The following is a 26,204-nucleotide window of genomic DNA, read 5'->3' as shown; positions in this document are numbered from 1 at the left end:
CCCGGTCCGGGCGGGCGTTCAACGGGCGGGCTCGGCCACGGCCGGGTGGAGGGCGCCCTGCGCCGGGCCGTGGCGGTGGCTCCACCCGCCGGACACCTCTGCCGCACCCGCCAGGTGCGGATGGTCGGGGGCCAGATCCGTGTGGACGTGCGGCTGTTCGTCCGTGACGCCGGACGGCCACAGCCGTGCGGCCACCACGGCTGCCGCGCTGGCGATCACGCCCAGGGCGACGACGGCCGCCTGGAGCCCGGCCGCGGCTCCCAGCCATCCGGCCAGCGGGTAGGTCAGCAGCCAACAGGCGTGTGAGAGCGAGAACTGCGCGGCGAAGGCGGCGGTCCGCTCCTCGGGCGGCGCCGAGCGGCGGATGAGGCGGCCGGTCGGGGTGAGGACCATGGAGCACGCCGCGCCGAACACCGCCCAGGCCGCGAGCAGTGCCGGCCAACGCCAGCCGCCCGCCCCGGCCGCGGTGATCCCCCCGAGCGCGCCGAAGGCCGGGGTGAGCAGCAGGGCCCCGCGCAGCATCACCGTACGGTCCGCGACCCGGTCCAGGATGCGGGGCAGGAGCAGGGCGACCACCATGGAGCCCGCGCCGTAGGCGCCGAGGGCCAGCGCGACGTCGCCGCTGGCACGGCCGAGGTGGCTGCGTACGTAGACGACCGTGTTGACGATGACGGTCGCGCTGGCGGCGGCGACCGCGAGGTTGAGGAAGAGCAGGGCCCGCAGGTGCGGGGTGGTGAAGAAGCGCCGGCTGCCGGCGGTGGCCTTCGCGTACACCCCGCCGTTCCGCCGCGGAGCGGGGACGGGTCGGGGCAGGAGGGCCGATACGACGAGCGCGGCGGAGGCCGTGAAGCCTCCGACGGTGCCGAGGAAGAGCCAGTTGTAGCTCGTGAACGTGAGGAGGGCGGCGGCCAGGGCGGGGCTGAAGAGGCTCTCCAGGTCGTAGGCGAGCCGGGACGCCGAGAGGGCCCGGGTGTAGTCGCGTTCCTCGGGCAACACCTCGGGGATGACCGCTTGGAAGGTCGGCGTGAAGGCGGCGGAGGCGGCCTGGAGCATGAAGATCAGGGCGTAGACCTGCCAGACCCGGTCGACGAAGGGCAGCGTCAGTGCCACCGCCGCGCGGATCAGGTCGGCGCCGACCATCAGGGCCCGGCGCGGTATCCGGTCGGCGACCGCGCCGATCGCCGGGGCGACGGCGACGTACGCAGTCATCTTGATCGCCAGGGCTGTGCCGAGCACCGAGCCCGCTCGCGGGCCCGCGAGGTCGTACGCCAGGAGGCCGAGCGCCACGGTTGCCAGGCCGGTGCCGACGAGGGCGATGAGCTGGGCCGTGAAGAGGTGCCGGTAGGTGCGGTTGCTCAGTACGGACAGCATGCGGGCGTCCTTCGCGGGCGATCGGGCCGACCATCCCAGACTATGCATCATGTGCGCAGATGTGCACATGATGGCGGGTGCGAGGCGGCGGCCGGCCGGATGCGGGCCCTGTCGACCTACTCTGTTCCCATGCCTGTGAGCGAATCGGTTCCACCTGCGACGACGACGCATCTGCGTGCACCCGACGACGCCCGGCTGGCCGAGGCCGCCGCCGTGTTCGCACTGCTCTCCGACGCGACGCGGCTACACCTGCTGTGGCTCCTGGCCCAGGAGGAGTCTGACGTGGGCTCCCTCGCGCAACGGTGTACGGCGTCCCGGACCGCGGTCAGCCAGCACCTGGCCAAACTGCGCCTCGCCGGTCTGGTGGAGACGCGCAAGGACGGCCGCCACGTGCACTACCGACTGCGGGACGGACACCTGCGCCGCCTCGTGGTGGAGGCGCTCAGCCACGCCGATCACCGGATCAGCGGCGAGGCCCCGCACGACTGACGCCGCACGCGCGGCGTCCGCCGATGGTGTGTACGAGGAGGCGGGGAGCACGCTGGACGCGGGCGCGGAGCCTTCCGTGGCGCCCCGCACCCCCCGACCGGACCTACGCATCGGGTGCGAACCCTGGGGGGGCGGCGGGGCCCGTGTTCAGCGGAGCGCGCGACGGCGGACCCGGTGCGCGCGGGTGCTCGCGAAGGCCAGGGAAAGGCCGGCGACCGCCACGGCCGCCACGACGGCGGGTACCGCACCACCGGCGTAGAGCACGGCGAGCGCCGTCCCGGTGGCGAGGGTGACGCCGACCAGGAGCCAGCACACGAAGGCTCGCTGGGGACCGGGAAGGCCCGGACGGACGTCGTACCGCAGAGCCTTCCAGCGCTCGGCCTCTTCCTTCTCCTCGTGTACGTGTTGGACGCGCGCGCGGGTCGCCAGGCATACCGCGGCAGCCGCGCCCACGGCCGCCCAAGCGGCGATCGCGCTCCAGGGCACGGGGGTGAGCAGCAACGCGGCGACGAGGGCGGCCGTGCCCCAACCGGTCAGCGTGGCCGCGGCGGACAGCCTGCTCGACAGCGGCCGGTCGGCGCCGGCCCGTACGTCCGCCGCGGCGGGCAGGTACCAGACCCAACCGGAGGCGCACAGTACGGCGATGCCCAGCGCCGGGACAGCGTGAGACATGAGGGCCGCCGCCTCAGTGGTGCGCCGCGTCGAGCGCGGCGATCTCGGGGTGGTGCAGGTCGAACGCCGGGGACTCGGAACGGATCCGAGGCAGGGAGCTGAAGTTGTGCCGCGGGGGCGGGCAGGAGGTCGCCCACTCCAGCGAGCGGCCGTAACCCCACGGGTCGTCGACCTCGACCTTCTTGCCGTACTTCGCCGTCTTCCAGACGTTGTAGAAGAACGGCAGGATCGACAGGCCCAGCAGGAAGGAGCCGATGGTGGACAGGGTGTTGAGGGCGGTGAAGCCGTCGGCGGCCAGGTAGTCGGCGTACCGGCGGGGCATGCCCTCGGCGCCGAGCCAGTGCTGCACGAGGAAGGTGAGGTGGAACCCGGCCGTGAGGCTCCAGAAGGTGATCTTACCGAGGCGCTCGTCCAGCATCTTGCCCGTGAACTTCGGCCACCAGAAGTGGAATCCGGCGAACATCGCGTACACGACCGTACCGAAGACCGTGTAGTGGAAGTGCGCGACGACGAAGTACGAGTCGGAGATGTGGAAGTCCATCGGGGGCGCGGCCAGGATGACGCCGGTCAGACCGCCGAAGACGAAGGTGACCAGGAAGCCGACCGTCCACAGCATGGGGGTCTCGAAGGACAGCGAGCCCTTCCACATGGTGCCGATCCAGTTGAAGAACTTCACACCGGTCGGCACCGCGATCAGGAAGGTCATGAACGAGAAGAACGGCAGCAGCACACCGCCCGTGACGTACATGTGGTGGGCCCACACGGTCACCGAGAGGCCGGCGATGGCCATCGTCGCGGCGATCAGCCCGATGTAGCCGAACATCGGCTTGCGGGAGAAGACCGGAATCACTTCGGAAACGATGCCGAAGAACGGCAGCGCGAGGATGTACACCTCGGGGTGGCCGAAGAACCAGAACAGGTGCTGCCACAGCAGGGCGCCGCCGTTGGACGCGTCGAAGACGTGGGAGCCGAACTTGCGGTCACATTCGAGCGCGAAGAGCGCCGCGGCGAGCACCGGGAAGACGATGAGGACCAACAGCGCCGTCAGCAGCACGTTCCAGGTGAAGATCGGCATGCGGAACATCGTCATGCCGGGCGCACGCATGCAGATGATCGTGGTGATGAAGTTGACCGCGCCCGCTATGGAGCCGAAGCCGGACAGCGCCACTCCCATGATCCACATGTCGGCGCCGAGCCCGGGCGAGTGCACCGAGTCCGACAGCGGCGCGTACAGGAACCAGCCGAAGTCGGCCGCACCGCCGGGGGTGAGGAATCCGAACGCCGCGATCAGCGAGCCGAACAGGAAGAGCCAGAAGGCGAGCATGTTCAGCCGCGGGAACGCCACGTCCGGGGCGCCTATCTGAAGCGGCATGATCCAGTTCGCGAAGCCGGTGAACAGCGGCATCGCGAACATGAGCAGCATGATCGAACCGTGCATCGTGAACGCCTGGTTGAACTGCTCGTTCGACATGATCTGGGTACCCGGGCGGGCCAGCTCGGCGCGCATCAGCAGGGCTATGACGCCGCCGACGATGAAGAACACGAACGCACTGACCAGGTACATCGTGCCGATCTTCTTGTGATCGGTGGTCGTCAGCCACTCCACCCACGAAGGCCGGCTCGTCCGACCGGACGTCTCGCCGTGTGCCACCACCGGTGGCTGTCCCGCTGTGTTCAATTGCTTGGTGCTTGCCGCGTCCACTGGACGACGCCCTCCCGGTCTTGTGGTGCCGAAGGCGGACCGGGAGGCGCCCTCGGTGCGGGGAGCACGGCGCATCCCGGCCGCCGCCCCATGATCGGCGGAGGGGCCCGGGGGGCGGATAGGGCCGAACAGCCCCTCCCCACATCCGGGGATGGGGCCGAACGGCCCCTGCGAGGATCGCAGCTGCACACGGCGCCGCCGCACCGCACGGGGCTGTCGTGGGACTGTCGTGGGCCCGTCGTAGAGCTGTTGTAGGGCTGTCGTAGGCTGTCTCGGCAACAGCGGTTGAGGAGCAGGTATGCCATCGGGAACACCCCCCACGGTCCCGCCGTGGCCACCTCTGGACGCACCCGAGCGGATGCACGGCCTGCTGGCCGCCGTCATGAACCTGGGGCGCGGGCTGGAGCTTCCGCAGGTGCTGCACGGCATCGTGGAGGCAGCCGTCACGCTCACCAACGCCGAGTACGGGGCGCTGGGAGTGGTCGGGGAGGGACAGCGGCTGTCCCAGTTCCTGCCCGTCGGAATGGCCGATGGACTGGTGGCCCGCATCGGTCAGAGCCCCTGCGGGCGCGGCATCCTCGGGGAACTCATCCAGCACCCCGTACCCCTGCGGCTGACCGACCTGACCCAACACCCCAACAGTTTCGGCTTCCCCGACCACCACCCTCCGATGCGCACGTTCCTCGGGGTACCCGTCAGCGTCCGGGACGAGGTGTTCGGAAACCTGTACCTCACGGAGAAGCGCGGCGGGGGCGGGTTCGACGCGGATGACGAAGCCGTACTGACCACCCTGTCGCTCGCGGCCGGAATCGCCATCGACAACGCCCGCATGTACCACGAGAGCCGCCGGCGCGAGCACTGGCTCGAAGCACTGGGCGAGATCACCCGCAGTCTGCTCGTCGGCACGGCGGCGGGAGATGTACTGCGTCTGATCGCCCGGCGGGCGATGGAGGTGGCCGGCGCCGACCTCGCCGTCGTGCTGCTTCCGGCGAGCGGCAACAGCGGCGAGGAGGGACTCACCGCCGAGGTGGCGCACGGATACGGCGCGGAGCGGGTCCGGGGGCTGAACCTGCCCCTGCACGGTTCGCTCCCGGGGCTGGCCGCGCGCACGGGCAGGCCCGTGGCCACCGCGGACATCGCCACCGACCCCCGGGCGAATCGGCTGGGGGACGACGACGAGGCGTACGGTCCCACGGTCGCGGTGCCGCTCCCGGTCGACGCGGACGCCTGTGGCGCCGTGAGGCTGAGCCGCCGGGCGGGCCGGCCCGCCTTCGACGACATCGAGGTGCAGCTCATCTCCGGCTTCGCCGACCAGGCCGCGATCGCCCTTGAGCTCGCCCAGCGGCGGGCCGACGGCGAGGAACTGGCCGTCCTGCACGACCGGGACCGCATCGCCCGCGATCTCCACGACCTGGCGATCCAGCGGCTCTTCGCCACCGGCATGACGCTGGAGAGCGCCCATCGCCTGATCGAGCACCCCGACGCGGCCGAGCGCGTGGGCCGCGCGGTGAACGATCTGGACACCACCATTCAGATCATCCGGTCCACGATCTTCGAGTTGCGGTCGGCAGACGGGCACCGGGGCGGTGCCGGCCTGCGTCACCGGCTGCCCGAAACCGCCCGGCTGGCTGCCCAGTCGCTCGGGTTCCCGCCCACCCTGCGCATCGAGGGCCCCGTGGACTCCGTGGTTCCCGCCGAGTTGGCCGACCACGTCCTGGCAGTGACCGCAGAGGCCCTCAGCAACACCGCCCGCCATGCCGGGGCCCGACGGGCCGACGTCGTGCTCATCGCGCCGGACGCCGAGGACGGCCTGACGCTCACCATCACGGACGACGGCGTGGGCGTCGGCGCTGCCCGACACACCGGCGGGCTGGCCAACATGCGCTCACGAGCCGAAGAGCACGCAGGCACCCTGAGCATCGAGTCCCCGCAACGCGGCGGCACCCGGATCGTGTGGCGCGTGCCGCTGCCCGCGGACTGAAACCGCGGGCCAACGGTGTCCGCGGTCAGTGGGGGCGCGGTCCGGGCGACTGTTCTCGCAGTCTCTCGGCGATCATCGCGGCCTGGACGCGGCGGCCCACGCCCAGCTTGGCCAGGATGGACGAGACCCGGTTCTTGACCGTCTTCTCCGCCAGGAACAGGCGCGTGGCGATCTGCCGGTTCGTCAACCCTTCCCCGATCAGGTCCAAGATCTCCAGCTCTCGCGGTGAGAGCCGTTCCAACTGCGAGGTGTCCGGCTGCTCGGGGACCGGCTTGGGACCCCGCAGTCTGGCCATCACGTGAGCGGTCGTGCGGGGATCGAGCATCGATCGGCCGGTCGCCACCGTGCGTACGGCGTCCACCAGGGCGGAGCCACCGATCTGCTTGAGCACATAACCGGCAGCCCCCGCCATGATGGCGTCGAAGAGCGCCTCGTCGTCGTCGAAGGACGTCAGCATCAGACAGGCCAGCTCGGGCATGCGGGCCCTCAGCTCCCTGCACACCTCCACCCCGCCGTGATCACTTCCCCCGCCGGCGCCCTCGCCGAGCCGCACGTCCAGCACGGCCACGTGCGGGCGGGCCGCGGGTACCCGGGCGAGGGCCTCCCGCGCGTTGGCCGCCTCACCGGCCACCACGATGTCCGGCTCGGCTTCGAGCAGGTCGCGCACCCCCCGGCGTACGACCTCGTGGTCGTCGAGGATGAAGACCCGCAGGGGTGAGGCGGGCGTGGCGTGTGCGTGCATGAGTGCTGCTCCGTCGACGTCGAGGGAAGGAAGCGGGGGATCCTGCGGTGACCGGCCGGGGCCTTCGAACCGGACGGTGGCCCGGTCCGTGGTGACGCCTTGCACCGTCAGAGGTCGGCACCGGTGATCTGGTCAGCGGCGCGTTGGCCGCCAGCGACGCAGTTGGCGATGCCCACGCCGTCGTACGCGGCGCCGCAGACCCGTATGCCGGGCAGCTTCTCGATCTCTTCCCTGATCCGGGAGACGCGCGCCGCGTGACCGACCGCGTACTGCGGCAGCCCGTCGTGCCAGCGGCTGACCTTGGCGGCCACGGGCTTCGCCGTCAGGCCCGTCGCCTCACCGAGGTCGCGCCGGGCCGCCGCGACGAGATCGCCGTCGTCGAGGTACAGGGCCTGCTCGTCGCCGTGCCGGCCGATGGAGGCGCGCAGGATGAACAGGTCGGGGGCCGCGTCCGAGATCCACTGCCACTTGTGGGACAGCAGGGTCGCGGCTTTGATGGTGCGGCCGTCGACGGGCGGCACGAGGAAACCGCTCCCCGTGGGCAGCTCGGGCAGCTCTGAGCGGCGGTACGCGAGCGTGACCAGAGCCGGGGAGGCGTACTCCACCTGGGACAGCTCGGCCGCTGCGGCCGGGACCTCCGCGGCGAGCAGGGTGGCCGCCGCCCCCGCGACAGTCGCGAGCACCACGTGGTCGGCCGTGAGGGTGCGGGCGGCGGTGCGGACCTGCCAGCCCGTGCCGGTGCGGGCCAGTTCCACTGCGGGCGTGCCCAGGAAGATCTCGCCGCCCCGGGCCCGTACGGCGTCGGCCACGGCATCGGGAAGGAGCCCGATGCCCCCGTCGATGCCCATGAAGACCGGGCCAGCCGGGGGCGTTGCGGCGGATTGCCGCTGGACGGACCGGACGGCGTCCAGGAGCGAGTCGTGGGACTTGGCCGCCTCGAAGAGGTGGCCCAGGGTGGCGCGCATCGAGATCCGGTAGGCGTCGCCCGCGTAGACCCCGTCGAGTAGCGGCTCCAGCAGCCGGTCGACGACCTCCCGCCCGAGCCGCTCGGCCACGTACGCGCCGATCGCGACGTCCTCACCGATCTCGGTGCGCGGCAGCACGCGATCCCGTTCGACGCGGGCCAGCCCCTCCGGCGAGAGCACGTCAGCGAGCGCGGTCGCGTCGCCCGGCACGCCCATCAGATGGCCCTTGGGCATCGGGTGCAGGGCTCCCCGGGTCCACAGGGCGGCGGCTGTGGTGGCGGCGGGCTGCAACCGGCTCCCCAGTCCGACGGCTCGGGCCAGGTCCACCGCTTCCGGCCGCAGCGCGAACAGGGCCTCCGCGCCCAGGTCGACCGGCACGCCCGCGATCTCGCCGGCGCGCAGTTTGCCGCCGAGCCGCTGCGATGCCTCCAGCAGGGTCACACGGGCCCCGGCCTCGGCGAGCCGGTGTGCGGCGGCGAGTCCGGAGATCCCGCCCCCGATGACGACGGCGTGACCGACGCCCTGTCCGGTTCCGGGCCGATGGGTGGTCGTGTCGCTCATGAGGGCTCCTTCAAGGGTGTGGATCACTGGTCGAGGGGGAGGGCGGCGGTGCCCGTGACGGGGTCGTGGCGGACCTGGTCGGCGGGCACCTTCATCGCGGCCAGTCGCCGTACCGTGGCGCGGACCATGGCGGGCGGGCCGCTGACGTAGGCGAGGTGTCGCGACCAGTCACCGCCCCCGGCCACGGCCTCGTCCACCGAGCCGTACTCGCCCACCGAGCCGTACTCGGCGGCTGCCGGGCCGGCCCCGATCACCGGGACCACGCGGAGCCACGGGGACCGGTCCTCCAGTGCGGCCAGGGCCCGGGTGTCGTACAGGTCGTCGAGCGTGCGGGCGCCGAGGAACAGGTGCGCCCTGCGGCCCGGCGGGCGCCGTACGGCCAACTCCTCCAGCAGCGCCTTCGCGGTGGCCCATCCGGTGCCGCCCGCCGCGATGAGCACGTCCCGCGCCAGTCCGTCGTCCAGCGTCATGGCCCCCTGGGCAGGACCCAGGCGGAGGACGTCACCGGGCGACGTGTGCGCCACCAGGGCATCGCTCACCCCACCGGAGCCGGTGCGGCGGACGTGGAACTCCAGCTCTGCGTCGGGGCGGGGTGCGCAGGCGATGGAGTAGGGCCGCCAGGTGTGGGGCAGGAGCGGCGACTGGAGGCTCGCGTACTGCCCGGCACGATAGGGGTACGGTGCACTGGTGCGGACGCGGAGGACGGCGAGGTCCGGACGGAGTACTTGATGCTCCGTCACCGTTGCATTCCAGTACGGCGGTTCGGTCAGCGCTTGGGCCGCCCCTGCCACCATGGCCGTGACCGCGGAACGCAGCATCCGCAGCCAGGCCAGCTCCAGTTCGCTGCTCCATCCCGGGCCCGCGCTCCGTCGCAGCGCTTCGGCGAGCGCCGCCTCGAACGCCTCGTAGTGCACCGGCCGCACTCCGAGCTTGCGGTGATCGCGGCCCAGCCGGGTGCAGAAGGCGGCCACCTCGTCCGGCCGGTGCAGGTTCTCGATCAGGTAGCAGAAGGCCAGCTCCAGGTGGGCGCGCTGGAACTCCATCGATTCGGGGAACAACCCGCGCAGGTACGGACGCCGCTCGAACAGGGCTTCGTAGAGGTAGTCGATGAGCCGGCCGAAGGGGGTCACCAGCGGCAGATGGCGACGGATCACCTGCTGGTCGTCGGCGCCCCCGGAGAAGTCCGCGCCGACGGAGGCCCACTCCCGGGTCTCCTGCCGCTCGGGCGTCGCCGCGGGCGACCGCTGGCCGGGGGTGAGCAGTTGCCGGCGCAACCTCATCGCGTCCTGCCGTGCCAGGAGCGCGTGGTAGTCATCGACTCGGGTGGTGTTCAAGCGGGGGGTCTCCTCGTTGCCTTACCGTCTCGCCCTCGTGCTGCCGGACCGCGGTCAGCAGGTCTTCTGCTCGCATCCGCCGCACGCACCGCTGCTCGCGCAGCCGGTGGGCGAAGGTCCGGACCCCTGCCCGGCGACGACCTTCCGGCTGCCGCTCCCCGTCCGGGCTCCGGCCCGGCGTGCGTAGTACCAGGCGATATTGGAGGCGAGCCCGGCGAGCAGGAGCCAGACGATGCCCGCCCACTCGCCCCGGACGAAGGACATCACCGCGGCGGCCGTGGCCAGAGCGCAGACGACGGCGCCGTACACGGCGAGGCGGGGCGGGCGGGACATGGAACGGCTCCTGTCGAACTAGATCCGTAGCGCCTCCCCGTACCGGCTGGGCGCACGCCGTAGCGAGGTCACCGGGCGGGCAGCCGGAAGGCGCGTCGGTATTACCCCGTCACTCTGAGACAGAACGCCTTCGGACCACAGGGCCGTTCGGCCCTATCTGTCCCGCTCTGCCCGCAGGAGGCCGGTTTGCCGGCCCTGCGATAGGGCCGAACGGCCCCCAGACAGACCGCGGCACGGTCCCATAACTTACGGAACCGTAAGTTCTGTACACCGCGGCGAGAGGCCGATTCCCCGTGACCATCCCCCCTTCCCGTTCCAGCCTGCACCCCACGTGGACGGACACGCAGTTGCTCCACGCACTGGAGGAGACGGTCGAGTGCGAGCTCAACCGCCACCTTTCCGTGTCCAAGGCGTGGATGCCCCATGAGTACGTCCCGTGGAGCCGGGGGCGGGACTTCGACGGGGTGCTGGGCGGCGAGCCCTGGGCTCCGGAGCAGTCTCCGCTGACCGAGGTGGGCCGCGTCTCGATGGTGGTGAACCTGCTCACCGAGGACAACCTGCCGAGCTACCACCACGAGATCGCCACCCTGTTCGGGCGCGACGGCGCCTGGGGCACATGGGTGCACCAGTGGACCGCGGAGGAGGCCCGGCACTCCATGGTGATGCGGGACTACCTGGTCGCCTCCCGGGCGGTGGACCCGGACGCCCTGGAGCGGGCCCGCATGACCCACATGTCCGCCGGCTTCGAATCGGACAACCGGCACTCACCGCTACACACGGTCGCCTACGTCGCCTTCCAGGAGCTGGCCACCCGCATCTCGCACCGCAACACCGGACGAAGCTCCGGCGACCCGGTCTGCGACCGCATCCTCGCGCGGATCGCCACGGACGAGAACCTGCACATGGTCTTCTACCGCAACCTGCTGAAGGCCGCCCTGGAAATCGCCCCCGACCAGGCCTTGCGCGCCGTCGCCGACGTGGTCACCGGCTTCCGGATGCCCGGCCACGGCATGCCGGGCTTCGAGCGCGCCGCCGTACAGATCGCCCTCGGTGGCGTCTACAACCTGCGCATCCACCTGGAAGACGTCCTCCAGCCGGTACTGCGCCACCTCCAGGTCCTGGAGGCCTCCGGTCTCGGCCCCGAGGGGCTCGAAGCCCAGCAGGAGCTGGGCGACTTCCTGGCCGGTCTGGACACCCAGGCGGCCCGCTTCGACGAGCGCAGGGCCGCCATCCTGGCGCGCCGCGCGGCCAGGAGCTGAGGGAGACCGGGGACCGGAACGGTCGGCGGGGTTACAGCACGGTCTGCCAGTAGGACCAGAACCGGGTGGCGATCAGCATCACGATGCCCAGGTACCAGGTGACCGGCACGGCCCAGTGGAACTCCAACACTGCGCTGACCAGGGCGCGGGGAGCACGGATGACGCCGTGCCTGAGGTTGTGCACCGTGGTGTACCAGAACATGGCGATGGTGGCCGCCCACGCGAGGCAGCACCACAGGCACAGCGTCCCGATCTCGTACAGCGCCTGGCTCATCAGCCACATACAGAACCCGGCGCCGAAGAGGGTGCCGAGGTTGAGCCCGAGCCAGAACCACCGGCGGTAGCGGGCGCCGGCCAGCAGTCCGAAGCCGATCGCGACGACCGCCGCATAGGCGGCAAGGCCCAGCAGCGGGTTGGGGAACCCCCATACGGACGCCTGCTCGCTGCGCATCACGTTGCTGCAGGACAACACCGGGCTCAGATTGCACGAGGGCACGAACCCTGGATCGGCGAGCAGCTTGAACTTGTCCAGGGTGATCACGAACGACGCGAGGACCCCTGCCGCACCGGACACGACCAGGAGCCAGGCAAGGGCGCGCCCGGTGCCGGTCCCGCCGGCCCTGGTGTCCCCAGGATTCCCGACGTCCCGTGTGCGACCGTGCGTGCTGGCGGTCAGGTCGTGCACGGGGCCGGGGCTAGTGCTGGTGCTGGTGCTGGTGCTGGTGCTGGTCATCGTGGTGGTTCCGCCTCGGTGCTGTGATGGCGGGCTGGGCGCCCGACGGGTGGGAGCGGGAAGTGCTGCTCAGCCTGCGCACGCGTGCAGCGGGGCTCCGGGTGGCACCGGCCGGCCACACCACGTCCACGGGGACGCCGCGGGCGCGGGCGTAGGCCACCAGGTGCGCCGTGGCGTCCCGGCCGTTGGACGGCGAACCGTCCCACACGGCCAGCAGCCGGCTGCTGCCTGCGATCATCCGTTCGTCCGCACCGACACACGCATCGCGGTCGGCGGGGTCGAACGCCAGCAGGCGGGCCTGGCCGGCGAGTATCAGCAGCTCCCCCGCCGCAGCCCGGTCACGCACCGGCAGCACGGCGGGCACCGCCCCCTCCGCCGGGAGCAGGACGACCAGCTGCCGGCCGGCAGCACGTACCGCGCGCCCGAACGCCACCGGCAGTCCGGCACCCGCGCGCACCAGCCCCGTCGCGCTCGCCGCCAGGTGGCCCAGCCGGGACCGGACCTCCGATTCCACCAGCTCCAGAGCCTCCCGGGTCAGATCGGCATGGCCCACTGCCGCGATCATCCGTCTTCCCTCTTCCCGCCCATGCGGCGCCCTCCGCTTGATCGTGCACTGGTGGGACCGCCCGCCGTCGCCGACGGGCGGACCCAGAAGACGAGTGAACACATCCCGTTCACTTCGTGACAGGGGCCGAACGGCCCCTCGCAGTGCGTGATCGGTCCATCGCCGCCCTTCTCCTTTCGCGCCTTTCCTCTCGGTACGTCCCGCGTCACCGGTCATCGAGACGGGCGGCGACGAAGTCCGTCAGGTCAGCGAGACGGTTGGTGTAGCCCCATTCGTTGTCGTACCACCCGAAGATCTTGACGAGGTCGCCGTGCGCCTGGGTCAGCGGGCCGTCGATGATGCAGGAAGCCGGATCGCCGACGATGTCGCGCGAGACGATCGGTGCGTCATTGACGCGCAGGATGCCCTTGAGCGGCCCCTGGGCGGCTTCCCGGAAGGCGGCGTTGACCTGCTCCGCCGTGACCGGGCGGTCCAGCACGAGGCTCAGATCGGTCAGGGAACCGTCCTCGACCGGTACGCGCACCGCGATGCCGTCCAGTGCGCCGGCGAGTTCGGGGAGCACGAGCCCGACGGCGCGGGCGGCGCCCGTGCTGGTCGGGATGATGTTCGCGGCGGCGGTGCGGGCCCGGCGGAGGTCCGCGTGCGGGCCGTCCAGAACGACCTGGTCATTGGTGTAGCCGTGGATCGTGGTCATGAGGCCCTTGACGATCCCGAACCGCTCGCTGAGCACCTTCACCATCGGCGCCACGCAGTTGGTGGTGCAGGAGGCGTTGGAGATGATGTGGTCGGCCTCCGGATCGTACGTGTCCTCGTTGACCCCCATGACGATGGTGGCGTCGACTCCCTTGCCGGGCACGGACAGCAGCACCTTGCGCGCCCCGGCGTTCAGGTGCGCGCCGGCGGCCTCCCTAGTGCGAAAGCGCCCGGTGGACTCGATGACCACGTCGATGCCCAGTGCGTCCCACCGCAGAGCGGCGGGGTCACGTTCGGAGGTGACCGCGATGCGGTGTCCGTCGACCGTGATCGAGTGGGCGTCGTGCTCGACGGTGCGGCGCAGCCGTCCGTACGTGGAGTCGTATTCCAGGAGGTGCGCCAGCGTCCCCGGGGAGGTGAGGTCGTTGATCGCCACCACCTCCATCGGCGCGCCGCTGCCGTCTTCCCCGCGCTCCATCACGCAGCGCAGGTAGTTGCGCCCGATGCGGCCGAAGCCGTTGATTGCGATGCGTACGGTCATGTCCGTCGCCCTCCCCGATGGGTCCAGTGGTGCGTGTCCCGAACAGCCTCGGACCGGCGCTCACTCGCGGACAGGGTCCGACAGGGACGCAGCCGCGGGCCGTTCGACCCTGATCACCGCCGTCGATCCGGGGCCGTCCGGGCCGCGGCGGCCCCGGTTCCTCCGGTTCTCGTCACAGGTGCCCACGGCCAATGTCCCTGCCGCGAGAGCGCGGAGCCACGGGGACGAACGGCCGTACCGCGCCGCCAACAGTCCCTCGCTGCACGGTAGTTCGTGGCCGCTCGCGGGGGAGAGGGATCACGTTCTCAGGACCGAAGGGCCCTCGGGAGCCGATCGAACAGCCCCTGAAGCCCCGGTGTCCGGGTACGGGTGGCCCCGGAGCCGGGGCCGGATGGCACTGCCCCGGGGAGGCGGGCCACAGCGAGGCTGGAAGCGACCAAGGAGGAGCACATGAGCCGACTCAAGACCCGTCCGATCATCGAAGTCCTGGTGAGCAACCGGGGGCCGGTGCCGGAGGGCGCATCCGAGTACGCCCAGGAGAAGGTGCTCGCGGCGATCGCACACCTGGGGGCGCCGGTCCTGGCCGTTCGGGCCCAGCTCACCCAGGCGGCCAACCCGTCGGCGAGCCGCCCCGCCACTGCTCAGGCCATGGTGGACGTGAACGGGCGCCCCGTACGCGCTCACGCTGCCGCGGACACGATGTTCGAGGCGGTCGATCTCCTACAGGACCGGCTGGCCGCACGCCTGGCCCGTACCCGGCAGCACGGCGGGCAGGACCACCGCATCGGTGGGGGCGGTGCCGGCGGCGCGGAGGCGTCCAGGGCGAGCCGCAGTGACGCGCCCCGCCCCGACCGGTACCAGCCGCCGATCGAGGAACGTCGCATCGTGCGCCACAAGTCGTTCAGTCTGGGGCGGCAGACGCCCGAGGACGCCGTCATCGACCTGGAGTCCATGAACTACGACTTCTGGCTGTTCACCGACATGACGTCGGGAGCGGACAGCATCGTCTACCGCGACGCCCGCACCGGCGGGCACCGCGTGGCCTCGGCCGACGGCGACAACCCGACGTACGAAGCCGGCCCCCTGTTGAGCGTGAGCCCGGCTCGTGCACCCGAGTGCAGCATCGACGAGGCCGTCGGGCGCATGCGTATCACCGGGCTCGCGTTCGTCTTCTTCGTCGACTCTGCCACCGGTCGGGGATGCGTGCTCTACCACAGGTACGACGGCCACTACGGGCTGATCACTCCCGCCCGGTAGAGCACCCTGCGGTGCGCAGCCGCCCCGCACACGGCCGTCCCGGCCACAGGGGGAGCCGAGTGACCGCGCTCGGCTCCCCCGGCAGCGGCCCCCGGCCCGGTCCCGGCCCCCTACCCGGCCCCACAACTCCTAGGAGGACCACCATGACACGTCCCGTCATCACCGCGGTGGACGGCTCGGCCGCCTCGTTCGCCGCCGCCGAATGGGCCGCGCGCGAAGCTCGCATGCGCGGCCTGCCGCTCCACGTTCTGGACGTCTCGCAGACCGCGCCCCCGCCCCGTCCCGCCGCCCCGCCGGAGGCCGCAGGCGCCACTGCGCGCGGAACCACGCTCACGGAGCAGCGGGTCGAGAGCCCGCTGCGCGAGTCGATCGACCGGCTGCGGGAGCAGCAGGCCGACCTGGCCATCAGCACGGAGCCGGTCGGCAGTCGGCGCATGGGCGAACTGCTGTCGGCAGCGCGGACGGCCGAGGTCCTGGTCCTCGCTTCCCCGACGCCGGGCGCCTCGCAGACGGCGGACGCGGAGACCGGTTTCCTCTCGGCATCGGTCACCACGGCCGTCCTCGCGCACGCGGAACGGCCGGTGGTCGTCGTGCGGCCCGACCAGAAGGCCGAGGACGCGTGGCTGCCCGTACCCGGCGACGGACCCCGCCTGTTCGAGGAGTACCGCGACGTGGTGCTGGGGCTCGACCTGTCGCGACCCTGCGACATGCTGATCGAGTACGCCTTCGCAGCCGCCGCCGCACGGGGAGCCGCCCTGCGGATCGTCCACGGGCGGAGTCAGCAGCCCGTCATCGGGTCCGGCGCCGCAGAGGTCGACCCGAGCCACAGCGCCCCGCCGCCCGAGTCCGCGTCGCACGTGCTCCACGACGTACTGCAGCCGTGGCGACGCGAATTCCCCGGAATCGAGGTGAAGCTGGAGTGCGTCGTGGGCCATGCTGAGGACCACCTCGTCGATGCCTCGGAGGACGCCTCCTTGCTGGTCCTCGGACGCCGCGTGCGCCGCTCCGCGATCGGCCCTTACCTCGGGCCCGTTACCCGCGCGGTGCTGCGTCGCGCCAGCGCTCCCGTAGCGGTCCTCCCCCACGACTGACCGCGCCACCGGCGCATCGCCTACGCAGGGTCCTCGGCCCGGAAACACCGTCACGGTGTTTCCGGGCCAGCTCCGTTCCGCTTCCGGCCCGCCGTGCCGGGGTACGCGTCAGTGGCCGGCGGCCGAAGGGGTTCGGTCGCCGGCCACGGGTACAGCCGTCCCACGCGCCACACGTCGGTGACCGCTGGGGTCGGGGCGATCGGGTTCACCCGGCCGGCCTCAGACGAGCAGCCCCGGCCGGCGAGGGCAGCCCCCGCGGAGGGGGCTGCCCGGACCGCGTGTCACAGCTTGCGCAGCCAGTCTTCGGTCACGCCGTGCACGGTCTGCGCGACCGGCTCCAGATGCGAGTCGTCCAGGCGGTAGGTCAGTTCGTCGACGACCGCGACCACACCGTCGATCCGGCTCGTCAGGTTCAGCGCGACAGGCTTCTCACTGGCGCGTTCCAGCTCGCCCCTCAAGGTGACCACGCCGTCGTGCACGCTGACCGCGATGGTCTGGGGCACGAGCCACAGGGCGCCCACGACCACCTCGTCCGTCACCTCGCGGCGTATGTCCTCGTCCCGGCGCAGGAAGACCTGAAGCAGGTCGCGGCGCGTGACGATGCCGACGAGGCGGTCCTGGTCATCGACGACGGGCAGCCGCTCGATGCGGTTCTTCGCCATGGTGCGGGCTGCGGCTGCGATCGACTCGTCGGCGTGCACGGTGACGGCCGGCGCGGACATCAGCAGACCGGCGGTGCGGGCGCGCGCCTTGGCAGCGGTGCGGCGTCCGGTTCTGGTCAGCCGTGACAGCGCAGGGTGGTGTTGCCGAGCGCCCGGCTCCGGGGCGTCCGCCTGCCGAAACACGAGGTCGGTCTCCGAGATGACTCCGATGACCTTCTCGTCCTCGTCGACGACTGGCAGCCCGCTGACGTCGTGTTCGGCGAGCAGCCTCGCGATCTCCTTGAACCCGGTGCCGTAGCCGGCCGTAACGACGTCCTTCTCCATCAGGGCACCGACCTTCGTGTGCTTCATTCTCGTTCTCCTTCTCCGTCAAGTGGGGCGGACGACGCACTCGGTGCAGCCGGCACAGGGCGGTCATGGCTGATGCTGTGACCAGCGTCCCGCTCGGGCACCGCGGCTCCCAGAGGCCAACTGGGCAGTGAAGAGGGCCGTCCGGCCTCGGTCGCGGTCCGACCGTGCCGACGGCGGACCGGCCCGGCCCCGCCCTCATGGCTGTCGCCCCTCCGTCAAGGGCGAAGGGGTGGGGGTGGCCGAGGGGGTGGCGTCGCCTCCTCCCCGCTCGCAGGGCCGTGGACCGGGCGACGGTGGCGAGGGGGCTCAGGGGGCTCAGGGGGCTCAGGGGGCTCAGGGGGCTCAGGGGGCTCAGGCGCCGGTGTAGCGCAGGAGCACGGCGACGCCGTCTTCCAGAGGCAGCTCGTCGTGGGGTACGGCGATCAGCTCGGCGTGGGTGCCGACGGCCGCCCGGATCAGGGCTGCGCCGGCCGTAGGCTCCTCCCAGTAGTAGTGCAGGCCGAAAGCGCTCAAGTCCTCGCCGGACAGCGCGAGATGGGTGGGTGCTGTGCCGACCCACAGGTGTCGGGTGAGCTGCACCGGCTGATTGAGGATCAGGGCCTGGGCCTGGCTGCGCTGGAGCGCTGCCACCGCTGCGGGAAGTCCTTCGACGTACTCCCGGTGCCGGGCACGCTGGCCGAGGTAGGCGTCGAGCTGGTGCTTGTCGTGTTCGGACAGCCGGCCGTCGAGCAGGATGCCGAGTTCCTCCTCCAGAAGGGCCCGGCCCGGCTCCGATCGCCGATGGTGGGCGTCCTTGAGTTTGACGAAGCTGCCGTGCAGCCTGCTCGGGGCCGGGCGCACAAGGCTGTTGACGGCCCACGGATCACCGGCCAGCACGACCAACTCGTTACCGTCGACGTCCATGCCGTCCACCAGCTCCGCCAGGAGCCGTTCGGCCTCCTCGGGCCAGCCCTCCACCGGTATCCGGCGGTGCGAGCCCTCGGTGGGGGCGACCCGGCTCATCGGCCATCTGCCCGTCTCGTGGTCGATCTCCAGCTCCTGCTCGCCGCCGGCCCCCGGGACGTGCGTGCGGTGGATCACGACCGCCGCGTACGGGATGTCCGGTGCGTGCTGGAGGGCAAGTGCCAGGGTATCGGGCAGCATCCCGTACAGGGCGCTGTCGTGAGCGGGAGGCTCGGGCAGGCACTCGGCCAGGAGGAGGCTCCCGTGGGCGGCGTAGATCGCCTGGCCGTGCCGCCCGGCCACCTCGCGGTCGGCGCCTACCGCGTCCGCGATCGCTGCGACGGTGGGCTCGTCGGCGTCGTGCGCGAGCAGGCTCTTGCGCAGGTTGCGCCAACGCATGTCGATGGCCCGGTCCGGGTCGTCGACGTCGCGGGAAGTGTCGAGGCATACGGAGGCGACCGGGCCGGGATGCGCGTAGAGGGGAAGGGAGAAATGCAGCTTCACGGTTTCCTCCCGCAGCGGCAGGGCAACCCACCGGCCGCCCTCAGCTGACCGGTTCCGGAGCCGGTACGGGCCCGGGCAGTGGGCCGGGTTGCGGATGCGGATCGGGTCCGGGGCCCGGTGCCGGGGTAGGACTGGGAGGTACGGGATCGTTCGGAGGGATACCCATGGATTCCCCCTGTCGTCGGGGCGGGCCGCGGCTACCGGGGTGGACGCGGTGGCGGTTCAGGCGTCGGCTCCGGTCCGGGGACGGGCCTGGGGACCGGCCTCGGTGTGTGAGGGTCGGCCGGGGAGGGGCGCGTGGGAGGTACGGGGCCCGACTCCGACGGGAGCGGATGGGTCGGCGGCCCGGTCTTGGCGTGCCCGCCCGCGTTCTCCGTGTGCATGTATGCGTTCGTCATGGCGCGTCCCGTGATCGCAACGGCTACACCTCTCTCCCTTCCCCTGCCCGCTCTCATGCGGCCGAATCTCCGCTGACCCCCGCGCCTGGGGTCGGCCCGGCCGACCCCCGAGCACCAGTGGGAGGGCTCCCGGGATCACACCAGCCGGTCCCCGCAGGACACGGGTGGAGTCGCGACCCTGGTCCGCTTGATCTCGACCGGCGTCCGGTGGTGCCACCAAGCAGCGCACAGCGCGGCCTCCGCAACGAGGTGCGGGGGGTCTTGGCCCGTCATCCTCGGACACGATGTCGGTGAGGGCGGGTGCCCGGAGGGTCGAGCCCCGCGTGCGGACCCGCACATGACAGGACCCGGCCGGGGTGGTGGTGACTACGGGCCCGGCCGGGTCCTGCGTGCGTGGGCGTCAACGATCAGAGCGGGGTCAGGGCTCCTCGTCGCGCTTCTCGTCCTGCTCGCGCCGCATCTCGGCCTGGCGCCGCCTGAGCTCTTCCGGGGTCTTGCCCCGGCCGGTCTCGGGGTGAACGGGGTCCTGGCCCGGACGGCGCATATGCTCCTGCTCCTCGCGGCCCTTACCCGACTCCTGCCCCTGGTTCTTCTTACCGCCCATGACGGCGACTCCTCACATAACGCGTGGGTGGGACTCCCGCCTCACCCTGCCACGCATTGTTACGGTACGCACCATTTGCGTCACCGCGAGAGTTGGCCGGGCCGAGCCGGCCGGCCGGCTGCGGTACCTCCGACTGCGGTGCCGACCGTTCAGCGGTCGTCGCTCTCGGAGTCAGGGCGGCGGCTCTGGGGAGGGTGGGGGCGTGTCTGCTCTTCACGTCCGATGCCGGGGCGCTGCCGCTTGGCGGAGTGCCCTTCGAGGCCACGTCCGTCAGCGTCTCGCCGGTCGCTCTTCACCGCCCGGTCCGCTTCCCGCCGGGCCTCCTCGTCACCACTCTCGCCCACGGCCTGCGACGGCGTGGTCCGCGGATGACGGCCCGGCTTCCCGTGCTCGCTCATGGTTCACTCCCTCGATCGTCCTGGCCCCCTCGCCTTCGCCTACCCCGCCCGACCGGACCCAGACACGGCCGGGGCCGCCCCGTCGCACCGCGCCCGTGCCCCGGCGCGTGCGTACCCGCGTCCTTTTCGGGGAGGCGCCCAAGGAACGGTGACAGGCCACGCGCAGAGAGGCACGAGCCATGAGTGAGGAAGAAATCTGGGGCCACCGGCAGGACACGGGGTACCGCGGTGGCCTCGACCTCGTCGGCTACAAGGTCGAGGCCACCGACGGCAGCATCGGAAAGATCGACAAGCACTCCGACGAGGTCGGCGCGTCCCACCTCGTCGTCGACACCGGTGTCTGGATCTTCGGCAAGCACGTTCTGCTACCGGCCGGCACCATCACGCGCATCGACACGACCGAGCAGAGGGTCTACGTCAACCGGAGCAAGGAGCAGATCAAGAGCGCCCCCGAGTTCGACGAGGCCAAGTACGGCGGCGAGCCCAACTATCTGGAGCAGTTCGCCCGGTACTACGGCCAGCCCCACATGTGAGAGCCGGTACGCCCGGGACGCGGGCCGCCGCGACCCGCAGTCGCCCGCGCGGGTGCCCGCCTGGACGTCCCGGACGGTGCGGCGTCCCGGCCGACCGGCACCGAGCACTTCCCCCGGCCTGGTTTGCCGGCGGGCGAAGGGGTAGGCGCGCGATGCGGCTGGATACGAACCTGCGGGAAAGGGGTTGCGTGATGCCGACGGCGGAGGATGACGACCGCTTCACGGTCGAAGTACGACCCGTCGAGGGGGCGATAGTCCTGGCGTTGGCCGGGGAGCTCGACCACGACACCGCCGAGCCGTTGCGGGCGGCCCTCGCATCTGCCCGGGCAGACGGCGGGCAGCGGTTGCTCGTCGATTTCAGCAGGCTGGAGTTCTGCGATTCCACGGGATTGAACGTGCTGTTGCACAACCGGCTGGCCGTCCACGAATCCGGTGGCAGTCTCGAACTGATCGGCCTCCGCCAACCGGTAAAACACATGTTCCACATCACTGGCGCGGACGGGCTGTTTCCGCTCCACGCCGATGTGGAGGCGGCGCTGGCAGGTCACCGGCGCGCGTAGGGAAGGGTACCGATGAATGAACGTCGGTCACCGCAGCAGACACGGCAACTGGTGCTGCACGGCACCACGGATGCCGTCCGCCGCTGCCGTGACTTCACCCGCCGGGCCCTCACCGAGTGGCAGTGGCCGCCGGGGGCCGGGGGCGAAAGGGGCCGCGCGGACGACAGTGCTGCTGACGCCCTGCTCATGGTGTCCGAAGTAGTGGCGAACGCCTGCCTGCACGCGGGCGGGCCGACGTCGCTGCTGCTGCGCTGCACCGCCGAACGACTGCGCATCGAGGTCACGGACGGGAGTCCGGTAGCGCCGGTCGTCAGGTTCCCGTCCACCCCGGCCAGGCCCGGGGGCCGCGGGCTTCTCATCGTGGAGCAACTGGCCCGGGAGTGGGGCTCGGAGCCGTCGGACGGCGGGAAGTGTGTGTGGGTGGAGGTCGACGCAGCGCCGGCCCTCCGGCAGGGTGGTGGGACGCTTTCCCAGTAGCCGGACAGGTATGGCGCCGATCTCCGTGGGCGTTGAGGGTGTTGAGGGCGTCAACGGATTCTACGGTTCGCCTGCTGCTGCGGCCCGATGGTCGGCCTCGGCGTCCGGAACGTGGATGTCCAGGACGCAGATGTCGTCGCGGTTGCCCGTACGCAGCGCAGCAAGCGTCCGGGCGAGGGTTTCGCCGCGGCCCTGTCGGAGGAGTCGCAGGGTGGTTGCGGCAAGCCGGTCGAGTCCGACCTCGATGTCCTCGCCCGGTTCCTCCACGAGTCCGTCGGTGTAGAGCAGCAGGTGGTCGCCGGGCACCAGGTCGATGGCCTCCTGTCCGTAGGAGGAGTCGAAGGTGGCGCCGAGCAGGCTGCCCTGCGGCTGTGCGAGGAAGTCCGCCTGCTCGCCCCGGATCAGCAGAGGGGGCAGGTGGCCGGCCCGCACCCAGGTCAGGCGCCGCTCCAGGGGCTGGTAGCGGGCCATGACCATGGTGGCGGTGGCGGACGGACCCGAAGCGGTGTGGAGCAGAAGGGTGTTGAGCCGGTTCAGGACTTCGGGTAGGGGAGAGCCGGTGACCGTCATGCCCTTCGCGGTGAACCGCAGCTGGGCCATGGCGCCAACGGCGGCCAGGCCGTGGCCGGCCACGTCTCCGACGACGAACAGGGCGCTTCCGTCGGGGAGTTCGATGGCGCTGTACCAGTCACCCCCGACGTTGACCCCGCTGTCGGCGGGGACGTAGGCGACGTCGATGCACAGGCCGGCCAGCTCCAGGGACTGCTCGGGGATCGGCAGCAGGGTGTCCTGGAGACGGGCAGCGAGCGCCCGTTCGGCCTGGAGCATGCCCCGTTGGAGGAGGACGGCGCGCTCGCTCTCGCGCAACGCGAGCTCGGTGCCGCGTTGCGCGGTGATGTCCTGGAAGAAGCCGTGCACCTCGACCGGAGTGCCGTCGGCGTCCGTCTGTGCCTCGGCGACGAACCGCAGGTGCCGTACGCCGTGCGCGGTGGTGATCCGGAAGGGCTGGTCGATGTTCTCCCCCTCGCTCACGAGCCGCTGGACGGCCGCAGCCAGTTTCGGAAGGTCGTCGGGGTGGAGGTGCCGTGGCAGTTCCTCCAGTGTCATCGGCCCCTCCCGGGGGTCGCGGTGGAACATGGCGTAGACCTGCTCGGACCAGGTGATGGTGTCCGTCGCCAGGTTCCAGGCCACCCAGCCGAGGTTGCCCAGCCGCTGCATGTCGGCCAGCCGCCGCACCTCGCGCTCGCTCCTGTCGTCGCGGACCCAGGCCACGACCAGGCGGTCCCCCAACCTGGACGCTCTGACCGAGTAGACGGACCGACGGGGGACGCCGGCGACCACTTCCTCGTAGGTGAAGGGCTCACCCTCGTACGTCGTTCCCGTGGCCAGCGCCTCCAGGTAGCCGTCCCACAGCGGGCTGCCCACGACGGTCGGGTAGGTCTCCAGGATCCGGCGGCCCACGAGCTCCTTGCCGCGCCGCCCGGCCACATCCACGGACTCGGGCGCCGCGGCGTCGATGCGGTAGTCCTCCACCTCGCCCGCCTCCGAGCGCAGCGGGGTGAGCAGGATCGCAGGTCCGGCTAGCGCGTCCAGGATCCGCTGGACGGACGTCACGTCGGCGCCGCCGCGGGCCTCCTCGGCGTCGCGGGACCGTTCCGGCGTTCCCAGCGGGCCTGCGCACAGCCGGGCCGCCCGGCGCAGCAGCGCCCGGGTCTCGGCCGCGAAGGGGCCCGGCTGTGCGCGCAGGAACCCGATGGCGGTCCTGGGGGGCCCGTCGCCGGGTACGGGAAGCCAGGCGCGCGAGGGCCATCGGTTCAGCGGCGCCCCGATCAGCAGGTAGCGCCGGGCGTCCTCCTCCGGGTCCTCCAGCCACAGGGTGCGGCGTCCGGCGATCGCCTCGTGGGCGGCGACGCCGCTGAGCGGGGGGATGTGGCGCCATTGCTCGGCCAGGGTCTCGTCGATGCCGGCGCGGCCCGTCAGCTCCAGGCTTCCGGCGGAGGTCAGGGTGTAGATCATCACCGCATCCACACCGGCCGCCCCGCCGAGCACGGCCCGGAGCAGCTCCGCGATGTCGTCGCCGCCGTGGGCCGTCGCCAGGCCGGCGGCGAGACGGGCGAGGAGACCACGCCGTGCGGCGTCGCCGTCGCGGCGACCGGCGTGGCGACCGGTGTGGCGAGGGCGGAAAGCCGCGTCGGCCGGCTCGGCAGGCCCACCGGTGGACGCAGGGCCGGGTGGCGAGAGCTGGGCGGTCCCGGGCGGCGGGCGCGAGCTTACTCGCCCCAGAGTGACCCAGCACTCCTCCAGGAGGGTGTGGCCCCACTCGCCGGCTCGGTCGAGGAGCATCTCGTACGCCGCGTCGGCGGAGACGCCCGCCTGGGCCATCAGTACGCCCTTGGCCCGCTCGACGACGGCCGTGGTCGCGGCAACGCCTTCCAGGTCCGCGACTTCCGATCGCAGTCTGGCCACCACCTTGGCGAGCGCCAGCACCTCGGGTGCGGCGCCGTCACCCGCAGGCGCGGCATCGCCCTTCATCCCTTGAGCATGGCACGCCCGCCCGCCACGTGCGCCCACGCGCGGCCCCGCCTCGCGGCTCGGACGCTCGGGGCGATGACCCCCCGCGGGCATCCGGTACGCATGGATACCCATAGGGGTATTTGACAGCGGAGCAACGGTCTCTTACCTTCGATGGAGTAATACCCCTGGGGGTATCAAAGGTGAGGGGCGCACGGCCCACAAGGTGGGCACGGAGATGTTCGACCACCCCCAGGAGGCCGCCGACCGGCTCACCGCCATCAGGGCGCACGCGCAATCTGTCGCCCGAGGTACCCCCGGGACGGTCCCGCACGCGTCGTCCCGACGACCACGGGACCGACCCCCCGGACCCGCCCGACGCCCCACCCGCACCAACCCATCCGCCCCACCCGCACCACCCGCCCCGGCCACACCCGGAGCGAGCTCCCCTTACCCACTTCTATACCCCCATGGGTATAGAACCGTGACTCATGACGGAGGCTCTTCGTGTTCTTCGCCCAGTACTACCTCGACTGCCTCTCCCAGGCGTCGTACATGATCGCCGACGAGACCACCGGACAGGCCGTCGTCGTCGACCCCCGCCGAGACGTATCCGAATACCTCGCGGACGCCGAGGCCCACGGGTTCACCGTCGTCGGTGTCATCAACACCCACTTCCACGCCGATTTCCTCGCCGGACATCTGGAGATGGCAGCACGCACCGGAGCCTGGATCGGCTACGGCCGACGCGCGGAGACGGAATACCCCATCCGCAAGCTCGCCGAGGGCGAACGCATCAGTCTCGGTGACGTCACCCTCCAGATCATGGAGACGCCGGGCCACACCCCGGAGTCGATCAGCGTCCTCGTCCACGCACATGCCGACGACACCGTCCCGCACGGCGTGCTGACCGGTGACGCCCTGTTCATCGGCGATGTCGGCCGTCCTGACCTCCTGGCCTCGATCGGCGTGACCGCCGAGGAGCTGGGCTCCCTGCTGTACGACAGCGTGCAGAACAAGCTGATGGGCCTTCCCAACGAGGTCCGGGTCTTCCCCGCCCACGGCGCCGGCTCGGCCTGCGGCAAGAACCTGTCCACCGAGAAGCAGTCCACCATCGGGGAGCAGCGCGCCACCAACTACGCCTGCGCACCCATGAGCGAGGCCGAGTTCGTCGCCCTGGTCACCGCCGGCCAGGCGGCAGCACCGGGCTACTTCGCCTACGACGCCGACCTCAACCGCAAAGACCACGACCTGTACGACCCGGCAGCCGCCCCGCGCCCGCTGTCCGCAGAGGAGTTCACGGCGCTGCGCGCGGACGGTGCAGTGGTGGTCGACGCCCGCGGCCCCCAGGAGTTCGGCACCGGGCACCTGCGCGGAGCCGTCAATGTCCCGGCCGACGGCCGGTTCGCCGAACAGGCGGGCACGGTGCTCAGCCCCCAGAAGGAGCTGCTCGTGATCGCGCCGGAAAACCGCGAGGAGGAGGTCGTCACGCGGCTCGCCCGGATCGGCTTCGACCGGGTGGCCGGCTACCTCCGCAGCCCCGAGGACGCCCTGACCGCCATGGCCGACGAGGTCACCCCGGCCAGCCGCCTGACCGCCGCGCAGCTGCGCACCGCTCTGGACGGCGAACAGCCGCCGGTCGTCATCGACGTGCGCAACTGTGGCGAACGCGGCACGAACGGGTTCATCGAGGGCGCACTGCACATCTCCCTCGGTGAGCTGCCCCGCCGCCTCGACGAGATCCCCACCGACCGGCCCCTGGTCCTGCACTGCGCGGGCGGCCACCGGTCCTCCATCGCCGCCAGCCTCCTGCGCCAACACGGCTTCGCCGACGTCTCCGACGTCCTCGGCGGATACGCTGCCTGGGCGCTGCTGCACGCGCCGGTTGCCGCCTGACCCACCAGAGATCCGAAACCGGCGGCCGTCAGAGCCCGCACCCGCGCGGCCGCCGGGGCTCGACCAGGCCACTCATACC

Annotated in this window: 23 protein-coding genes and 1 pseudogene; 9 read left to right on the top strand and 15 right to left on the bottom strand. The window is 71.6% G+C overall.

The genetic code is table 11. The features are described from left to right. Window positions 1–18: 18 nt before the first annotated feature. Complete coding sequence (locus ABZZ20_RS21135; protein ID WP_356871681.1) at window positions 19–1,371, bottom strand: MFS transporter; 1,353 nt, start codon at window positions 1,369–1,371, stop codon at window positions 19–21. Between the two features lie 129 nt (window positions 1,372–1,500). Here ABZZ20_RS21135 and ABZZ20_RS21130 point away from each other — a divergent pair, with 129 nt between their 5' ends. After that, complete coding sequence (locus tag ABZZ20_RS21130; RefSeq protein ID WP_356871679.1) at window positions 1,501–1,860, top strand: metalloregulator ArsR/SmtB family transcription factor; 360 nt, start codon at window positions 1,501–1,503, stop codon at window positions 1,858–1,860. A 147-nt stretch (window positions 1,861–2,007) separates the two neighbouring features. On the opposite strand, the gene ABZZ20_RS21125 is transcribed toward ABZZ20_RS21130, so the two are convergent. After that, window positions 2,008–2,532: a hypothetical protein gene (locus ABZZ20_RS21125; protein ID WP_356871677.1), complete on the bottom strand. Its 525-nt coding sequence runs from the start codon at window positions 2,530–2,532 to the stop codon at window positions 2,008–2,010. A 13-nt stretch (window positions 2,533–2,545) separates the two neighbouring features. Then, window positions 2,546–4,138, bottom strand: a complete 1,593-nt coding sequence (gene ctaD / locus ABZZ20_RS21120) for a cytochrome c oxidase subunit I (RefSeq protein WP_356871675.1) — start codon at window positions 4,136–4,138, stop codon at window positions 2,546–2,548. Between the two features lie 454 nt (window positions 4,139–4,592). On the opposite strand from ctaD, the gene ABZZ20_RS21115 reads away from it, so the two are divergent. Further along, on the top strand, window positions 4,593–6,215 hold the full coding sequence (locus tag ABZZ20_RS21115) for a GAF domain-containing sensor histidine kinase (RefSeq protein ID WP_356871874.1): 1,623 nt from the start codon (window positions 4,593–4,595) through the stop codon (window positions 6,213–6,215). Window positions 6,216–6,240: 25 nt separating this feature from the next. On the opposite strand, the gene ABZZ20_RS21110 is transcribed toward ABZZ20_RS21115, so the two are convergent. The 4 genes from ABZZ20_RS21110 to ABZZ20_RS21095 all read right to left on the bottom strand — a co-directional run bounded on the left by ABZZ20_RS21110 (window position 6,241) and on the right by ABZZ20_RS21095 (window position 10,150). Beyond that, window positions 6,241–6,957: a response regulator transcription factor gene (locus ABZZ20_RS21110; protein ID WP_356871673.1), complete on the bottom strand. Its 717-nt coding sequence runs from the start codon at window positions 6,955–6,957 to the stop codon at window positions 6,241–6,243. Between the two features lie 107 nt (window positions 6,958–7,064). Continuing rightward, on the bottom strand, window positions 7,065–8,483 hold the full coding sequence (hemG, locus tag ABZZ20_RS21105) for a protoporphyrinogen oxidase (protein WP_356871671.1): 1,419 nt from the start codon (window positions 8,481–8,483) through the stop codon (window positions 7,065–7,067). Between the two features lie 23 nt (window positions 8,484–8,506). After that, window positions 8,507–9,817 (bottom strand): globin domain-containing protein, encoded by a 1,311-nt coding sequence (locus ABZZ20_RS21100; protein WP_356871669.1) that lies wholly within the window; start codon window positions 9,815–9,817, stop codon window positions 8,507–8,509. Between the two features lie 54 nt (window positions 9,818–9,871). Beyond that, entirely contained in the window at window positions 9,872–10,150 is a 279-nt protein-coding gene (locus ABZZ20_RS21095) for a hypothetical protein (protein ID WP_356871667.1), read from the bottom strand. Window positions 10,151–10,449: 299 nt separating this feature from the next. On the opposite strand from ABZZ20_RS21095, the gene ABZZ20_RS21090 reads away from it, so the two are divergent. Beyond that, on the top strand, window positions 10,450–11,409 hold the full coding sequence (locus tag ABZZ20_RS21090) for an acyl-ACP desaturase (RefSeq protein ID WP_356871872.1): 960 nt from the start codon (window positions 10,450–10,452) through the stop codon (window positions 11,407–11,409). Between the two features lie 31 nt (window positions 11,410–11,440). On the opposite strand, the gene ABZZ20_RS21085 is transcribed toward ABZZ20_RS21090, so the two are convergent. From ABZZ20_RS21085 to gap, 3 genes and pseudogenes are all read right to left on the bottom strand, one after another. After that, complete coding sequence (locus tag ABZZ20_RS21085; RefSeq protein WP_356871665.1) at window positions 11,441–12,142, bottom strand: vitamin K epoxide reductase family protein; 702 nt, start codon at window positions 12,140–12,142, stop codon at window positions 11,441–11,443. 94 nt (window positions 12,143–12,236) lie between these two features. Beyond that, window positions 12,237–12,707 (bottom strand): annotated as a pseudogene (locus tag ABZZ20_RS21080) (hypothetical protein); the annotation flags it as partial. 205 nt (window positions 12,708–12,912) lie between these two features. Further along, the gene (gene gap / locus ABZZ20_RS21075; RefSeq protein ID WP_356871663.1) at window positions 12,913–13,941 is read right to left on the bottom strand and encodes a type I glyceraldehyde-3-phosphate dehydrogenase; all 1,029 of its coding nucleotides are present in this window, start codon (window positions 13,939–13,941) and stop codon (window positions 12,913–12,915) included. A 450-nt stretch (window positions 13,942–14,391) separates the two neighbouring features. On the opposite strand from gap, the gene ABZZ20_RS21070 reads away from it, so the two are divergent. Both ABZZ20_RS21070 and ABZZ20_RS21065 read left to right on the top strand, forming a co-directional pair. Next, the gene (locus ABZZ20_RS21070) at window positions 14,392–15,198 is read left to right on the top strand and encodes an HPF/RaiA family ribosome-associated protein (protein ID WP_356871661.1); all 807 of its coding nucleotides are present in this window, start codon (window positions 14,392–14,394) and stop codon (window positions 15,196–15,198) included. A 143-nt stretch (window positions 15,199–15,341) separates the two neighbouring features. Further along, complete coding sequence (locus ABZZ20_RS21065) at window positions 15,342–16,289, top strand: universal stress protein (RefSeq protein ID WP_356871659.1); 948 nt, start codon at window positions 15,342–15,344, stop codon at window positions 16,287–16,289. Window positions 16,290–16,570: 281 nt separating this feature from the next. Here the strand turns inward: ABZZ20_RS21065 and ABZZ20_RS21060 are convergent, their stop codons facing one another. From ABZZ20_RS21060 to ABZZ20_RS21045, 4 genes are all read right to left on the bottom strand, one after another. Then, window positions 16,571–17,302: a CBS domain-containing protein gene (locus ABZZ20_RS21060; protein WP_356871657.1), complete on the bottom strand. Its 732-nt coding sequence runs from the start codon at window positions 17,300–17,302 to the stop codon at window positions 16,571–16,573. 351 nt (window positions 17,303–17,653) lie between these two features. Beyond that, window positions 17,654–18,748, bottom strand: a complete 1,095-nt coding sequence (locus ABZZ20_RS21055) for a hypothetical protein (protein WP_356871655.1) — start codon at window positions 18,746–18,748, stop codon at window positions 17,654–17,656. An 816-nt stretch (window positions 18,749–19,564) separates the two neighbouring features. Continuing rightward, window positions 19,565–19,750, bottom strand: a complete 186-nt coding sequence (locus ABZZ20_RS21050) for a hypothetical protein (RefSeq protein ID WP_356871653.1) — start codon at window positions 19,748–19,750, stop codon at window positions 19,565–19,567. 149 nt (window positions 19,751–19,899) lie between these two features. Next, on the bottom strand, window positions 19,900–20,148 hold the full coding sequence (locus ABZZ20_RS21045; protein WP_356871651.1) for a hypothetical protein: 249 nt from the start codon (window positions 20,146–20,148) through the stop codon (window positions 19,900–19,902). Window positions 20,149–20,327: 179 nt separating this feature from the next. Here ABZZ20_RS21045 and ABZZ20_RS21040 point away from each other — a divergent pair, with 179 nt between their 5' ends. From ABZZ20_RS21040 to ABZZ20_RS21030, 3 genes are all read left to right on the top strand, one after another. Continuing rightward, complete coding sequence (locus tag ABZZ20_RS21040) at window positions 20,328–20,681, top strand: PRC-barrel domain-containing protein (RefSeq protein WP_356871649.1); 354 nt, start codon at window positions 20,328–20,330, stop codon at window positions 20,679–20,681. 152 nt (window positions 20,682–20,833) lie between these two features. After that, window positions 20,834–21,241 carry an STAS domain-containing protein gene (locus ABZZ20_RS21035; protein ID WP_356871647.1) on the top strand — a complete coding sequence of 136 codons (408 nt, stop codon included), beginning with the start codon at window positions 20,834–20,836 and terminating at the stop codon, window positions 21,239–21,241. A 12-nt stretch (window positions 21,242–21,253) separates the two neighbouring features. Then, window positions 21,254–21,718, top strand: a complete 465-nt coding sequence (locus tag ABZZ20_RS21030) for an ATP-binding protein (protein ID WP_356871645.1) — start codon at window positions 21,254–21,256, stop codon at window positions 21,716–21,718. A 60-nt stretch (window positions 21,719–21,778) separates the two neighbouring features. On the opposite strand, the gene ABZZ20_RS21025 is transcribed toward ABZZ20_RS21030, so the two are convergent. Continuing rightward, window positions 21,779–24,250, bottom strand: coding sequence for a SpoIIE family protein phosphatase (locus ABZZ20_RS21025; RefSeq protein WP_356871643.1), 2,472 nt, complete (start codon window positions 24,248–24,250; stop codon window positions 21,779–21,781). A gap of 486 nt (window positions 24,251–24,736) precedes the next feature. Here ABZZ20_RS21025 and ABZZ20_RS21020 point away from each other — a divergent pair, with 486 nt between their 5' ends. Next, window positions 24,737–26,125 carry a rhodanese-like domain-containing protein gene (locus ABZZ20_RS21020; protein ID WP_356871641.1) on the top strand — a complete coding sequence of 463 codons (1,389 nt, stop codon included), beginning with the start codon at window positions 24,737–24,739 and terminating at the stop codon, window positions 26,123–26,125. Window positions 26,126–26,204 lie beyond the last annotated feature (79 nt).

Source organism: Streptomyces sp. NPDC006430, from assembly GCF_040612395.1.
Taxonomy (GTDB): Bacteria; Actinomycetota; Actinomycetes; order Streptomycetales; family Streptomycetaceae; genus Streptomyces.
The sequence above is the reverse complement of the archived record's forward strand: the minus strand, read 5'-3'. Positions and strand labels throughout refer to the sequence as shown.